This is a genomic window from Stenotrophomonas sp. G4, from assembly GCF_003428825.1.
Lineage (GTDB): Bacteria > Pseudomonadota > Gammaproteobacteria > Xanthomonadales > Xanthomonadaceae > Stenotrophomonas > Stenotrophomonas indicatrix.
Genome location: NZ_CP031741.1, coordinates 127,780 through 141,849, shown reverse-complemented (window position 1 = coordinate 141,849; position 14,070 = coordinate 127,780). Strand labels below are relative to the sequence as shown.

9 protein-coding genes are annotated in these 14,070 nt (G+C 66.7%); 6 read left to right on the top strand and 3 right to left on the bottom strand.

Translation table 11 applies throughout. The features are described from left to right. Positions 1-16: 16 nt before the first annotated feature. The gene (locus D0Y85_RS00560) at positions 17-646 is read right to left on the bottom strand and encodes a ParA family protein (protein WP_025875994.1); all 630 of its coding nucleotides are present in this window, start codon (positions 644-646) and stop codon (positions 17-19) included. A gap of 122 nt (positions 647-768) precedes the next feature. Between D0Y85_RS00560 and D0Y85_RS00555 the strand changes: the two genes are divergently transcribed. Further along, a complete protein-coding gene (locus tag D0Y85_RS00555) occupies positions 769-2,253 on the top strand; it encodes an AAA family ATPase (RefSeq protein WP_117309181.1) in 1,485 nt (494 codons plus the stop codon). Positions 2,254-2,834: 581 nt separating this feature from the next. Here D0Y85_RS00555 and D0Y85_RS00550 read toward each other — a convergent pair. Beyond that, on the bottom strand, positions 2,835-3,470 hold the full coding sequence (locus D0Y85_RS00550; RefSeq protein WP_117309180.1) for a tetratricopeptide repeat protein: 636 nt from the start codon (positions 3,468-3,470) through the stop codon (positions 2,835-2,837). A gap of 171 nt (positions 3,471-3,641) precedes the next feature. Here D0Y85_RS00550 and D0Y85_RS00545 point away from each other — a divergent pair, with 171 nt between their 5' ends. After that, on the top strand, positions 3,642-7,328 hold the full coding sequence (locus D0Y85_RS00545; RefSeq protein ID WP_117309179.1) for an indolepyruvate ferredoxin oxidoreductase family protein: 3,687 nt from the start codon (positions 3,642-3,644) through the stop codon (positions 7,326-7,328). Between the two features lie 79 nt (positions 7,329-7,407). Here the strand turns inward: D0Y85_RS00545 and D0Y85_RS00540 are convergent, their stop codons facing one another. Further along, a complete protein-coding gene (locus tag D0Y85_RS00540) occupies positions 7,408-8,022 on the bottom strand; it encodes a DUF938 domain-containing protein (protein WP_117309178.1) in 615 nt (204 codons plus the stop codon). Positions 8,023-8,704: 682 nt separating this feature from the next. Between D0Y85_RS00540 and D0Y85_RS00535 the strand changes: the two genes are divergently transcribed. Genes D0Y85_RS00535 through D0Y85_RS00520 form a run of 4 tightly spaced genes read left to right on the top strand, consistent with a single transcriptional unit; the run spans position 8,705 to position 14,061 of the window. After that, a complete protein-coding gene (locus tag D0Y85_RS00535; protein ID WP_162887583.1) occupies positions 8,705-10,336 on the top strand; it encodes a TldD/PmbA family protein in 1,632 nt (543 codons plus the stop codon). 27 nt (positions 10,337-10,363) lie between these two features. Continuing rightward, positions 10,364-11,998 (top strand): TldD/PmbA family protein, encoded by a 1,635-nt coding sequence (locus tag D0Y85_RS00530; protein ID WP_025876010.1) that lies wholly within the window; start codon positions 10,364-10,366, stop codon positions 11,996-11,998. 21 nt (positions 11,999-12,019) lie between these two features. Continuing rightward, positions 12,020-13,354 carry a TldD/PmbA family protein gene (locus D0Y85_RS00525; RefSeq protein ID WP_033832693.1) on the top strand — a complete coding sequence of 445 codons (1,335 nt, stop codon included), beginning with the start codon at positions 12,020-12,022 and terminating at the stop codon, positions 13,352-13,354. After that, complete coding sequence (locus D0Y85_RS00520) at positions 13,354-14,061, top strand: DUF4159 domain-containing protein (RefSeq protein WP_025876014.1); 708 nt, start codon at positions 13,354-13,356, stop codon at positions 14,059-14,061. The genes D0Y85_RS00525 and D0Y85_RS00520 overlap by 1 nt, the downstream gene beginning before the upstream one ends. Positions 14,062-14,070 lie beyond the last annotated feature (9 nt).

Genomic DNA, 14,070 nt, shown 5'->3' with positions numbered 1-14,070 from the left:
TGGAGACCTACGGCTGTTACAGCTTCAGCCAGGACAACAGGGGTTCCCAGTCGGCCTGGTGCTCGCGCACTTGGGCGGAGCGGTAATCGAAAAGACTGCGGCCCAGGCCGGTCATGACCACATAGCTCTGGCTGTCGCGCAGCTGGGCGACCACCGGATAGGGCCAGTCAGCCAGCATCTGCAGGGCCTGCTGCGAGGTCTGGGTCCAGGGCTTGGTGCGGTTCAGCACCAGCCCGACCGGCAGCTTGCGGCTGTGCACGCGCGGTACCTGGGCCAGGCTGTTGAGGAAGCCGACGATGGCTTCGATGTCCAGTGCCGAGGGCAGCACCGGCACCACCACGGCATCGGCAGCGTCGAGGAAATGCGGGATATCGTCGGCCAGCGCGCCGGCCGGTGCATCGATCACCACGGTATCGGTACCGTCGGGCAGCTTCTGCGCCCATTGCTTCTTGCGGTACACGTCGATCGGCAGCACCGCGCTTTCCAGCCCGGCCCGGCGCTGTGCCCAGCGGGTGCTGGAGCCCTGCGGGTCGGCATCGGCGATCACCGTGGCCTTGCCTTGCAATGCCGCGTACGCGGCCAGGTGGGTGGCGATGGTGGTCTTGCCCACCCCGCCTTTGGAGCCGGCCACCAGGATCGTCTTCATGCCAGCCTCGCTTCCGGGTACGTGCCCCGAGCGTACACCGCCGATGGTGACGGAAGGTAGAGCCGTGCTGAACCAGTGCCCCGGGCTTTGCTATCGTGGCGCCCCCGAAGGATCGAACCGCCATGAGCGAACTGCAGGACCTGAGCGCACTGATCCGCGCCAACACGCCGTTGATCGTGGTCGAGACCCAGGATGAGGGTCGCATCGTCGAGCTGTTCCGGCAGACGCTGATGCATGTCTGGCGGGCCCTGCACCGCTGGTCGATCACCGAGGGCCTGCGCCGCATCGACCTGGAGCGCGAGGACGAGCCGGTCGGTCCGCCCGATGCCAGCGCCGCACTGCAGATGATCCGCCAGGCCGATCAGCGTGGTGTATACCTGCTGCTCGATTTCCACCCCTACCTGGGCTACGCCAGCCACCAGCGCGCCCTGCGCGACCTGATCCAGCGCCGCCACAGCGAACCGCACGTGCTGGTGCTGATCGGCGCCAAGGTGGAACTCCCCGCCGAACTGGAAGCCCTGGCAGTGCGCTTCAACCCGCGCCTGCCCGACGCCAATGCGCTGTTGAAGATGCTGCGCGAGGAAGCCGATGCCTATGCACGCGAACACGGCGGGCGCCGGGTGGAAGTGGACAACGAGGCGGTCAAGAAGATCCTGAAGAACCTGCAGGGCCTGAGCCTGGTCGATGCGCGGCGCATCGCGCGGCAGCTGATCTATGCCGATGGCGCGCTGCGCGACGATGACCTGCCACAGTTGGCGCGGCTGAAGTTCGAGCTGCTCAACCGCAGCGGCCACCTGTTCTTCGAACATGACAGCGCGCGCTTCGGCGATGTGGCCGGCGCCAACCGGCTCAAGCGCTGGATCAACCAGCGTCGCGTCGCCTTCATCGCCGGCTCGGCACCGGCCGGGCTGGACCCGCCGCGCGGCATGCTGCTGCTGGGCGTGCAGGGCTGTGGCAAGTCGATGCTGGCCAAGGCCACCGCCGCCGGCTTCGGCGTGCCGCTGCTGCGCCTGGACGTGGGCGCGCTGTACAACAAGTACCACGGCGAGACCGAGGCCAACCTGCGCCAGGCACTGGCCTCGGCCGAGCAGCTGGCGCCGTGCGTGCTGTGGATGGATGAAATCGAAAAGGGCCTGGCCACCGGCACCGAGGATGGCGGCGTGTCGCGCCGCGTGCTCGGCTACCTGCTGACCTGGATGGCCGAGCGCAAGACGCCGGTGTTCATCGTGGCCACCGCCAACCAGGTGCACGAGCTGCCGGCCGAGCTGCTGCGCAAGGGCCGCTTCGACGAGATCTTCTTCGTCGACCTGCCCTCGGCCGATGTGCGCGTGGAACTGCTGCGGCTGCACCTGGGACGGCGCCAGCTCAATGCCGACGACTTCGCGCTGCCGGCACTGGCCGCAGCGGCCAACGGGTTTTCCGGTGCGGAAATCGAGCAGGCGATCGTGGCGGGACTGTATTCGGCGCATGCCGAAGGCCGGCCGCTGGATACCGAGCTGCTGATGGGCGAGATCCGCACGACACGGCCGTTGTCGGTGCTGATGGCCGAGCAGGTGGCGGCGTTGCGGGAATGGGCGTCGGGGCGCACGGTGTCCGCGGACGACTGAGGGTTTCCTGCGAACGGCGCAGCCCCTCGTGGCTGCTGGTTGGCCGCAAGAATCAAAAGCCGCGCTTGGTCGGGCGGGGTGGATTCGCGGGGACGCCGTGAATCCGTCCCTGGAGGCTTGGCCGCGGCATCCATGCCGCGGACACCCCCGCGAACCCACCCCGCCCGACCTCTGACAGTTTCCGGGGCGATCAGCCACGGAAAAGAAAAAAGAAGAGCAAAAACAAAAGCGGTTGGCTGGCCGCTTTTTGTAGCGCCGAGCCCACGCTCGGCTGCATTTCGATCAGATATCGATAATTCGACTCCGATGCAGATTCATCCACGCATGGCGTGGATCTACGTGTCGACCAAGGTCGACACCTACCAACAGCAGCGGGAATCTGTCGAAGGCGGGGCACTGTGGGTTTGCGGGTGTGAGCGGCATGGATGCCGCGACCAAGCCCCATGGATGGGTTTACGGCGGCCCCGCAAACCCACAGTGCCCCGCCATCCCGCAGGAAGCCCGTTGTTGCTTCGGCTGTTGCTGTTGCTTCGGCCGTTGCCTCTGCGGGTGCCGGGTGCAACCCGGCCGAACCCCCACCCTCAGGGCCAGGCTGGAGGCGCGGCCACCCAGGCCTGCTGTACTTCGGCCAATGTCGCGCGTTCGTCATCGCGCCAGCCCGGCAACAGCTGCGCGTAACGACTGCTGTCGCGCCATTGCCCCGGCTCGGTCCGTACGGCGGCGGCATACCACTTCACTGCCTCCTGCTGCTGGCCGGCGCGCCACAGCGCCAACGCATAGCTCGGCGGTACCCAGCCCGGATTGCTGCGCAGGGTGCTGGCAGCGGCCTGCCACTGTTCCAGCGCGGCCAGCGCCTGGCCCTGCCGCAACAGGTCCCAGCCATAGTTCCAGCGTACGCTGCGGCCCAGCGCGCTCTGCACCGGCGCCTCGGCCAGTGCCTCGCGATAGAGCTTGTCGCCCAGTTCCGCGCGCCCCTGCGCGATGGCCACCGACGCCAGCTGCGCCGTGGCTTCCAGCCCCTTGCGGCCACGCTCGCGATGCTTCAGCAGCTGTGCCACCAGGTCTTCGCCTTCACCCTGCACCACCGTGATCGGCGCGGCAGCGGCGTCGCTGTCGAAATAGAACTCCTGCGGTGCCGGCAATGCCGGCGCGGCCCACACAGTGGCCGCTCCCGAAACCAGCAACACGCCGGCCAGGAACTGTCCTGCAACTGACATCCCAATTCCCCCAAGGTTGAAACACCAACCCTCCCTCTCTCTCCCCGATCCTAACCCCAGCACGGCCCCGGCGCGAGTGCCGGGGGCCCTGGCCCCCCACTGTTACAATTCGCGCCTTTCCCGCCGCGTGCACCTGCGCGGCCGGTGCCAGCCGATCCTGACAGGCCAGCCATGACCAGTACCGCGCAACTCACCTCGCCCGCTTCCGCCGACCTGCTCGACCGTGATTACACGCTCGACCACAAGTACACCCGCAACGCAGGGCGGATCTACCTGAGTGGTGTGCAGGCGCTGGTGCGGCTGCCGCTGATGCAGCGCCTGCGCGACGAAGCTGCGGGCATCGACAGCGCCGGTTTCATCAGTGGCTATCGCGGCAGCCCGCTGGGCGGCTTCGACCTGGAACTGTGGCGCGCGCGCAAGCACCTGGAAACGGCCAAGGTGAAGTTCACCCCGGGCCTCAACGAGGACCTGGGCGCCACCATGGTGTGGGGTACCCAGCAGACCAACCTGTTCCCCGGTGCCAACGTGCAGGGCGTGTTCGGCATGTGGTACGGCAAGGGCCCGGGCGTGGACCGCTGCGGCGACGTCTTCAAGCACGCCAATGCCGCCGGCACGTCGCGCCATGGTGGTGTGCTGGCACTGGCCGCCGATGACCATGCCTGCCGCAGCTCGACCCTGCCGCATGGCAGCGAGGACGAATTCGTCAGCGCGATGATGCCGGTGCTGAACCCGGCCGGCGTGCAGGACATCCTCGACATGGGCCTGCTCGGCTGGGCGATGAGCCGTTACACCGGGCGTTGGGTCGGCTTCAAGACGATCGCCGAGACGGTGGAATCGTCGGCCTCGGTCGAGGTTGATCCGCTGGCCCGGCGCATCGTGCTGCCGGAGGACTTCGACATGCCCGCCGGCGGCCTCAACATCCGCTGGCCCGATCCGCCGCTGGACCAGGAGATGCGCCTGCACCGCTATGCGGTGAAAGCCGCGCAGGCCTTCGCCCGTGCCAACGGCATCGACAAGGTGGTGATGGACGCGCCGCGTGCGCGGCTGGGCATCGTCACCACCGGCAAGAGCTACCTGGACGTGCTGCAGGCGCTGGAATACCTGGGCCTGGACGAGCAGGCCTGCGCCGACATCGGCATCCGCGTGTACAAGGTCGGCATGACCTGGCCGCTGGAACCGGAAGGCATCGCGCGCTTTGCGCAGGGCCTGGAAGACATCATCGTGGTGGAGGAGAAGCGTGCCTTCATCGAGCGCCAGATGAAGGAGCAGTTCTTCAACTGGCCGGCCAGCTGGGGCCAGCGCCCGTCCATTGTCGGCAAGTACGACGAGGCCGGCGAGTGGATCCTGCCGTCCACCGGCGAACTGACCCCGGCCACCATCGCCGGCGTGATCGGTCGCCGCATCCAGAAGTTCTTCAACAACGACTCCATCGAGCAGCGCCTGCAGTGGATGCAGGAGAAGGAAGCCGAGCTTGCGTTGCCGCGTGCCAGCTTCCCGCGCGTGCCGCACTACTGCTCCGGCTGCCCGCACAACACCTCCACCACCGTGCCGGACGGCTCGCGTGCGCTGGCCGGCATCGGTTGCCATTACATGGTGACCTGGATGGACCGCAGCACCGACACCTTCACTCACATGGGTGGCGAAGGCGTGACGTGGGCCGGGCAGGCCGCGTTCACCGACACCCAGCACGTGTTCCAGAACCTGGGCGACGGCACCTATTTCCATAGCGGTTCGCTGGCGATCCGCCAGGCGATCGCCGCCGGCGTCAACATCACCTACAAGATCCTCTACAACGATGCGGTGGCGATGACCGGCGGGCAGCCGGTGGACGGCCCGTTGAGCGTGCCGGACATCGCAAAGCAGATGCGGGCCGAGGGCATCCACACCATCATGGTGTTGTCGGACAACATCGCCAAGTGGACGCGCCAGCGCGAGCATTTCCCCAGCGACGTGGAGTTCCACGACCGCAGCGAGCTGGATGCGGTGCAGAAGCGCCTGCGCGAAGTGAAGGGTGTTTCGATCCTGATCTACGAACAGACCTGCGCCACCGAGAAGCGCCGCCGCCGCAAGCGCGGCAAGCTGGAAGACCCGGCCAAGCGGGTGATGATCAATTCGCTGGTCTGCGAAGGCTGCGGCGACTGCGGCAAGAAGAGTTTCTGCGTGTCGGTGCTGCCGAAGGAAACCGAGTTCGGTCGCAAGCGCGACATCGACCAGTCCAACTGCAACAAGGACTATTCCTGCGTCAACGGCTTCTGCCCGAGCTTCGTCACCGTGCACGGTGGGCAACCGCGCAAGGGCAGCAAGCGCGATGCCTCCACGCTGCTGGACAACCTGCCGGCACCGGTGGTACGCGGCACCCTGGAGCAACCCTGGAACATCCTGATCACCGGCGTTGGCGGTACCGGCGTGGTGACCATCGGCGCCCTGCTGGGCATGGCCGGTCACCTTGAAGGCAAGGGCGCCTCGGTGCTCGACCAGACCGGCCTGGCGCAGAAGGGTGGCGCGGTGACCACGCACATCCGCATCGCCCGCTGCCCGGACGACATCCATGCGGTGCGCATCGCCGCCGGTGAAGCCGATCTGGTGCTGGGCTGCGACATGGTGGTGGTCAACGACTACTGGGCGCTGTCGAAGGTACGCGCCGGCCGTTCGCAGGTGGTGCTCAATACCTACGAAGCGATGCCGGGCACCTTCACCACCCGCCCGGACATGCAGTTCCCCGCCGCCGACATCATCGCCGGCGTGCGCGTGGCCCTGGGTGGCGAGGAGCCGCTGCTGCTGGACGCAACCCAGCTGGCCACCGCGCTGCTCGGCGATGCGATCGCCGCCAACCTGTTCATCCTCGGCTACGCCTGGCAGCAGGGCCTGGTGCCGCTGTCGTTCGAGTCGCTGATGCGCGCCATCGAACTCAACGGCGCGGCCGTGGCGATGAACCAGCAGGCCTTCGCCTGGGGCCGCCTGGCCGCAGTCGATCCGCAGGCCGTGCAGCAGGCCGCCGGCCTGGTGCGCAACCGCCACACCGACACCGAGAACACGCCGGGCCCGCTGCATGCGCTGCCGCCGGGCGAATGGGAAGGCAACGAGTGGGGCGCTACCACCGCACCGCGCAACACCGGTGACGAGCGCGAGCTGCGCGGGCTGCCGACGCACGGTGGCGATGTCGCCTTCCTGCCGCTGGACGATGCGCGCCTGTCGCGCTCGCTGGACGAGATGATCGAGCGCCGCTCGGCCTTCCTGACCGACTACCAGGATGCCGCCTACGCCAACCGCTACCGCACGCTGGTCGAGCGCGTACGCGCGGCCGAAGCCGAGCGCATCGGCGGCTCCACCGCGTTGACCGAAACCGTGGCCCGCTACCTGTTCAAGCTGATGGCGTACAAGGACGAGTACGAAGTGGCGCGCCTGTACACCAGCGGCGACTTCCAGCGGCGCCTGCAGCAGCAGTTCGAAGGCGATTACCAGCTGCGCTTCCATCTGGCACCGCCACTGTTCGCGAAGAAGGACGAGCAGGGCCGGCTGCAGAAGAAGGAATACGGCCCGTGGATGTTCAAGGCGTTCGGCCTGCTGGCGAAGCTGAAGTTCCTGCGCGGTGGTCGCCTGGATGTGTTCGGCCGCACCGAAGAGCGTCGCATGGAGCGCCAGCTGATCACCGATTATGAGGCGACCGTGCAGCAGCTGATCGACGGACTGGATGACGACCGCCTGGCGCTGGCGGTGGAGATCGCCAGCATTCCCGAGCACATCCGCGGCTTCGGCCACGTCAAGGAAGCACACTTCGAGAAGGCCAAGGCCCGCGAAGCGGTGCTGCTGGCGCAGTGGCGGAATCCGAAGGCGCTGCATATCGTGCAGGTGGCGTAATCGATAGTGCCGGCCGCTGGCCGGCATCTGCCCTTCCCGGACAATGTGTTGCCGGCCAGCGGCCGGCACTACCGGTGCTTCAGCCCAGCCGCCACAGCAGCAAGCGGTTGTTGGCCGGCATTGCCACATCCCCCAGGCGGGTAAAGCCGTGGTCGGCGGCCAGCGCCTGCACCGCTTCGCTATCGCGGATGCCGCTGCGCGGATCGCGCGCCTTCAGCCACGCATCGAACTGCGCATTGCTGTCGCTGGTGTAGCGACCTCCGTAATTGAACGGTCCATACACCGCCAGCAGCGCGCCATGACGCAGCACCGGTGGCAGCGCGGTGAACAGCGCCTGCACGTACTCCCAGCCCATGATGTGCAGCGTGTTGGCACTGAATGCGGCGTCGAACAGGCTGCCCTGCGGCAGGCTCAGGCCGGGCGCTGGCGGCAGTTCCACCTGCAGCGCCACCGGCGGCAGCAGGTTCAGCAGTGCCGCCTCCGCGCGCCAGGCCTCGATGCCGGGCAGATGATCCGGATGGTCGCTGGGCTGCCAGCGCAGCCATGGCCAGCGCTCGGCGAAGAAAGCAGCATGCTGGCCGGTGCCGCTACCGATCTCCAGCACCCGGTGGCGATCACCCATCCACGGGTCGAGCGCAGCGGCGATCGGTTCGCGGTTGCGTTCGCAGGCTTCTGAATACGGCTTGCTCGACATCGAGACGGCGTCCAGGCGGGGTCGGCTTCATTGTGCACGAGGGGGGTATTGCTCGGCAGGGCTGCGCCCTGCACCTGCAGAAGCCGGAGCCAGAGCAACGTCAAAAGGCGGCATCCCGTGGGTTGGCGGGTTGGATCCGGTTGCGGGGACGCCGTGAATCCGTCCATGGAGGCTCGGTCGCGCCATCCATGGCGCTCACGCCCCGCAACCGGATCCACCCCGCCTTCGACAGTTTTCCGCGATCTGCTGGAACGGCTCTTGGGGTCAGATCCGTTTTCCTGCGGAAAACGGATCTGACCCGAGATTTATTTCGATATCTGACAGATGTGTCGACCAAGGTCGACACCTACCAACAGCCGCGGAAATCTGTCAGAGGTGGGGCGGTGTGGGGTGGCAGGACCGTTGGCGCCATGGATGGCGCCATCGAGCCCCCATGGACGGGTTTACGGCGTGTCCTGCCACCCCACACCGCCCCGCCATCCCACGGAGAGCCCGCTTTTGACGTTGCGGTTGCCGGCCAGCGGCCGGCACTACCGCAGGTGCAGGGCTGCAAGCCCTGCCGAAACCCTCCCCGACCATGACTGCAGTCACTTGCCCGAATGCCCGCCGCTGGCGAAAGTCGAGGAGTTGACGTGATCGGATCGGTCCTTTGCCGGCCGCACGGAAGTGAGAGAGAGACGCTGTGCAACGACGTGAGTTCCTGGCATTTTCCGCTCTGGGCCTGGCGGGCCTGGCCCTGCCGCATTCGCGGCTGATCGCCGCCGAGCAGTTGCTGGCCCCGGTCGACCCGGCCAAGCGCCGGCGCCTGGCCGAGGTCGCCCTCGCTGCCGCGCGTTCGGCCAAGGCCAGCTACTGCGACGTGCGCATCGGGCGCTACCTCAACCAGTCGGTGATCACCCGCGAGCACCAGGTCGGCAACGTGACCAACCGCGAATCGTCCGGTGTGGGCGTGCGGGTGATCGTCAACGGTGCCTGGGGTTTCGCCGCCACCCACCAGCAGACCGAAGCGGCGGTGCGCACCGCCGTCGAACAGGCCACCGCCATCGCCCGCGCCAATGCCAGCATCCAGTCCCGCCCGGTGCAGCTGGCGCCCACCCCGGCGGTCGGCGAGGTGCGTTGGCAGACACCCATCCGCCGCAATGCGATGGAAGTGCCGATCCAGGACAAGGTCGAGCTGCTGCTGGCGCTCAATGCGGCCGCACTGGATGCGGGTGCCGACTACATCAATTCCACCCTGTTCCTGGTCAATGAGCAGAAGTACTTCGCTTCCAGCGACGGCTCGTTCATCGACCAGGACATCCACCGTATCTGGCTGCCGTTCACCGCCACCGCCATCGACAAGGCCAGCGGCAAGTTCCGCACCCGTGCCGGCCTGTCCTCGCCGATGGGCATGGGCTACGAGTTCCTCGATGGCGATGCACGCGGCAAGGTGCAGCTGCCCGGTGGCATCACTGCGTACCGTGATTCCTATGACCCGGTCGAGGACGCCATCGCCGCCGCCCGCCAGGCGCGCGAGAAGCTGAAGGCGCCCTCGGTGAAGCCCGGCAAGTACGACCTGGTGCTGGACCCGTCCAACCTGTTCCTCACCATCCACGAGAACGTCGGCCACCCGCTGGAACTGGACCGCGTGCTCGGCTACGAGGCCAACTACGCCGGCACCAGCTTCGCCACGCTGGACAAGCGCGATGCCGGTTTCCGCTGGGGCAGCGACATCGTCACCTTCTTCGCCGACAAGACCCAGCCGGGCAGCCTCGGCGCGGTCGGCTACGACGACGAAGGGGTGAAGACCCAGCGCTGGGACCTGGTGCGCGACGGCATCCTGGTCGACTACCAGGCGACGCGCGATGAGGCGCACATCCTCGGCCGCGACGCCTCGCATGGCTGCAGCTATGCCGACTCGTGGTCCAGCGTGCAGTTCCAGCGCATGGCCAACGTCTCGCTGGCGCCGGGCAGGACGCCGCTCAGCGTGGAGGACATGATCAAGGACGTGGAGAACGGCATCTACATCCACGGCCGTGGCTCCTATTCCATCGACCAGCAGCGCTACAACGCGCAGTTCGGCGGCCAGCTGTACTACCAGATCCGGAACGGAAAGATCACCGGCATGGTCGAGGATGCGGCCTACCAGATCCGCACGCCGGAGTTCTGGAACGCCTGCACCGCCATCTGCGATGAACGCGACTTCCGCCTCGGCGGCTCGTTCTTCGACGGCAAGGGCCAGCCCGGCCAGGTGTCGGCGGTCTCGCACGGTTCGTCCACCACCCGTTTCAACGGCATCAACATCATCAACACCGCGCGCAGTCTCGGCGCTTGAGCCACCCGTCCTTCATGGAGAGCAGCCTTGCACAGACGTGACTTCCTGGCCCTGACCGGGCTTACCGCTGGCGGCCTGATCGTGCCGTCGTTCTTCGGCAAGGCGATCGCCGCCGAGCAACTGCAGTCCAGCCTCGACCCTGCGCTGAAGAAGCGCCTGGCCGACGCCGCCCTGCAGGCCGCGCGCAGCGCCGGCGCCACCTACTGCGACGTGCGCATCGGCCGCTACCTGCGGCAGTTCGTGATCACCCGCGAGGACAAGGTGCAGAACGTGGTCAACACCGAGTCCACCGGTGTGGGCATCCGCGTGATCGTCAACGGCGCCTGGGGCTTTGCCGCCACCAATGCGCTCAGCACCGCCGACGTGGCCCGTGCCGCGCAGCAGGCCGCGGCGATCGCCAAGGCCAACGCGGGCGTGCAGACCGCGCCGGTGCAGCTGGCCAAGGCGCCGGGCGTGGGCGAGGTCAGCTGGAAAACGCCGATCCGCAAGAACGCGATGGAGGTGCCGATCAAGGAGAAGGTCGACCTGCTGCTGGACGTCAACGCTGCGGCGATGGGCGCCGGTGCCAGCTTCGTCAACTCGATGCTGTTCCTGGTGAACGAGCAGAAGTACTTCGCCTCCACCGACGGTTCCTACATCGACCAGGACGTGCACCGCATCTGGGCACCGATGACGATCACCGCCATCGACAAGGCCAGCGGCAAGTTCCGCACCCGCGAAGGCCTGTCCGCACCGATGGGCCTGGGCTACGAGTACCTCGATGGCGCGGCTGCCGGCAAGGTGCTCACGCCCAATGGCGTGGTCAACTACGGCTCGTCCTACGACATGAAGGAAGATGCCATCGCAGCGGCCAAGCAGGCGCAGGAGAAGCTGAAGGCGCCGTCGGTGAAGCCCGGCAAGTACGACCTGATCCTCGATCCGTCGCACACCTGGCTGACCATCCACGAGTCGATCGGCCATCCGCTGGAACTGGACCGCGTGCTCGGCTACGAAGCCAACTATGCCGGTACCAGCTTCGCCACCCTGGACAAGCGCGAGCAGCATTTCCAGTACGGCAGCGAACACGTGAACATCTTCGCCGACAAGACCCAGCCGGGCAGCCTCGGCGCGGTCGCGTATGACGACGAGGGTGTGAAGTGCAAGCGCTGGGACCTGATCAGCAACGGCAAGCTGGTCGACTACCAGACCATCCGCGACCAGGCCCACATCCTCGGCAAGACCGAATCCGATGGCTGCTGCTATGCCGACTCGTGGTCCAGCGTGCAGTTCCAGCGCATGGCCAACGTGTCGATGGCGCCGGGCAAGTCACCGCTGAGCGTGTCGGACATGATCAAGGACGTGGAGAACGGCATCTACATCATCGGGGATGGTTCGTTCTCGATCGACCAGCAGCGCTACAACGCGCAGTTCGGCGGCCAGCTGTTCTACGAGATCAAGAACGGAAAGATCACCCGCATGCTCGAAGACGTGGCCTACCAGATCCGCACGCCGGAATTCTGGAATGCCTGCAGCGCCGTGGCCGATGAACGCGACTACCGCCTGGGCGGTTCGTTCTTCGACGGCAAGGGCCAGCCCGGCCAGGTCTCGGCGGTCTCGCACGGTTCGTCCACCGCGCGCTTCAACGGCATCAACGTCATCAACACCGCACGCAGCCTCGGCTGACCGGTCAGGAGCCCTTACACCATGAGTATCTTCACCGAAGCCCAGGCCAAGGCCATCCTCGACAAGGTCATCGCCCTGTCCAAGGCCGATGAGTGCACGGCCGTACTGGCCGGTTCCATCAACGGCAACATCCGTTTCGCCCTGAACAACGTGTCCACCAGCGGCATCGTCGACAACACCGAACTGGCCGTCACCGTGGCCTTCGGCAAGCGCGTGGGGACCGCCTCGATCAACGAGTTCGACGACGCGGCGCTGCAGCGCGTGGTGCGTCGCGCCGAAGACCTGGCCCGCCTGGCCCCGGAAAACCCGGAGTTCATGCCGGCCATCGGCAAGCAGACCTACCGCCCCAGCCCGACCTTCAGCGAATCCACCGCCGCCATCGATCCGGCCTTCCGCGCCAAGGTCGCCGCCGATTCGATCGCGCCGTGCCGTGGCAACGGGCTGATCGCTGCAGGCTTCCTCGAAGACGGCCAGGGTTTCTACGCCACCGCCAACAGCAACGGCAACTTCGGCTACCAGCGCACCACCAACTTCGACTACACCTGCACCGTGCGCACCGAAGACGGCCGTGGTTCGGGCTGGGTGGGTCGCAACCTGAAGGACGCTGCCGACTTCAAGGCCGACCAGGACATCCGCATCGCCATGCGCAAGGCGACCGAGTCGCAGGAAGCCAAGGCACTGGAACCCGGCAAGTACACGGTGATCCTGGAGCCAGCAGCAGCCGCCGGCCTGATCAGCTTCATGATGAACTTCTTCAGCGCACGCTCGGCCGATGAGGGCCGCAGCTTCCTGTCCAAGAAGGGCGGTGGCAACAAGCTGGGCGAGCAGGTATACGATCCGCGCGTGAACATGCACGCCGACCCGTGGCACCCGGACGCACCGGTGCTGCCGTGGGACAACGAGGGCATGCCGCGCGAGCGCATCGCCATCATCGAGAACGGCAAGGTCGCCAACCTCGACTACTCGCGCTTCTGGGCACAGAAGCAGGGCAAGACCGCCAAGGCCACGCCCGGCAACCTGCTGATGAGCGGTGGCGAGAAGAGCACCGCCGAGCTGGTGCGCGGCACCCAGAAGGGCATCCTGGTCACCCGTACCTGGTACATCCGCATGGTCGATCCGCAGACCGTGCTGCTGACCGGCCTGACCCGCGATGGCACCTTCTACATCGAGAACGGGCAGATCAAGTACCCGGTGAAGAACTTCCGCTTCAACGAATCGCCGGTGATCATGCTCAACAACATCGAAGAGCTGGGCAAGCCGGTGCGCGTGGCCGGTGACGAGTCCAGCTTCGTGATGATGATTCCGCCGATGAAGCTGCGCGATTTCACCTTTACCTCGTTGTCCGACGCGGTCTGATGGATCGGCGGGCCTGCCTGCGCTGGTTGGCTGCTGCCGCTTCGGCGGCGGCGCTGCCGGCATGGGCGCAGGCAGGCCCGCGCAGTTCGCGCTACGACTTCTGGTTCACCCGCCTGCAGTACGATTCCGGCGACTGGGACGTGGACGCGCGCATGCCGTCCAACCTGATCACCTCGCTGATCGACTACACCTCCCTGCGGGTGGACCCGCAGGAACGCGTGGTGGCGTTGGCCGACCCGCGCATGCTGGAGGCGCCGTTCTGCTACCTGGCCGGGCACACCCTGGTCGAGTTCAACGCCGCCGAACGGCAGAACTTCGTGCGCTACGTGCGCAATGGTGGCTTCGTCTTCGTCGACGACTGCAACCACGATATCGACGGCCTGTTCGCCACCTCGTTCGAAGCGCAGATGGGCCGGCTGTTCGGGCCGAAGGCGCTGCAGAAACTGCCCAACAGCCACGCGCTGTACCGCAGCTTCTTCCGCTTCCCCGACGGCCCGCCCGCGACCAGCTTCGAGCTCAACGGCTGGGGCGATGACCTGGTGCACGACTACCTGAAAGGCATCGAGGTCGATGGCCGGCTGGGTCTGCTCTACAGCAACAAGGATTACGGCTGCGAGTGGGACTACGACTGGCGCAACAAGCGTTTCCTGGCCGAAGACAACACCCGCTTCGGCGTCAACATCGTGATGTACGCATTGAACAACTGAACGGACCAC

What these genes read in the sequence shown, in the direction of transcription:
- D0Y85_RS00560 (WP_025875994.1), bottom strand. Translation starts at nt 646, where the DNA reads ATGAAGACGATCCTGGTGGCCGGCTCCAAAGGCGGGGTGGGCAAGACC.
- D0Y85_RS00525 (WP_033832693.1), top strand. Translation starts at nt 12,020, where the DNA reads ATGAGTATCTTCACCGAAGCCCAGGCCAAGGCCATCCTCGACAAGGTC.
- D0Y85_RS00545 (WP_117309179.1), top strand. Translation starts at nt 3,642, where the DNA reads ATGACCAGTACCGCGCAACTCACCTCGCCCGCTTCCGCCGACCTGCTC.
- D0Y85_RS00550 (WP_117309180.1), bottom strand. Translation starts at nt 3,470, where the DNA reads ATGTCAGTTGCAGGACAGTTCCTGGCCGGCGTGTTGCTGGTTTCGGGA.
- D0Y85_RS00555 (WP_117309181.1), top strand. Translation starts at nt 769, where the DNA reads ATGAGCGAACTGCAGGACCTGAGCGCACTGATCCGCGCCAACACGCCG.
- D0Y85_RS00540 (WP_117309178.1), bottom strand. Translation starts at nt 8,022, where the DNA reads ATGTCGAGCAAGCCGTATTCAGAAGCCTGCGAACGCAACCGCGAACCG.
- D0Y85_RS00520 (WP_025876014.1), top strand. Translation starts at nt 13,354, where the DNA reads ATGGATCGGCGGGCCTGCCTGCGCTGGTTGGCTGCTGCCGCTTCGGCG.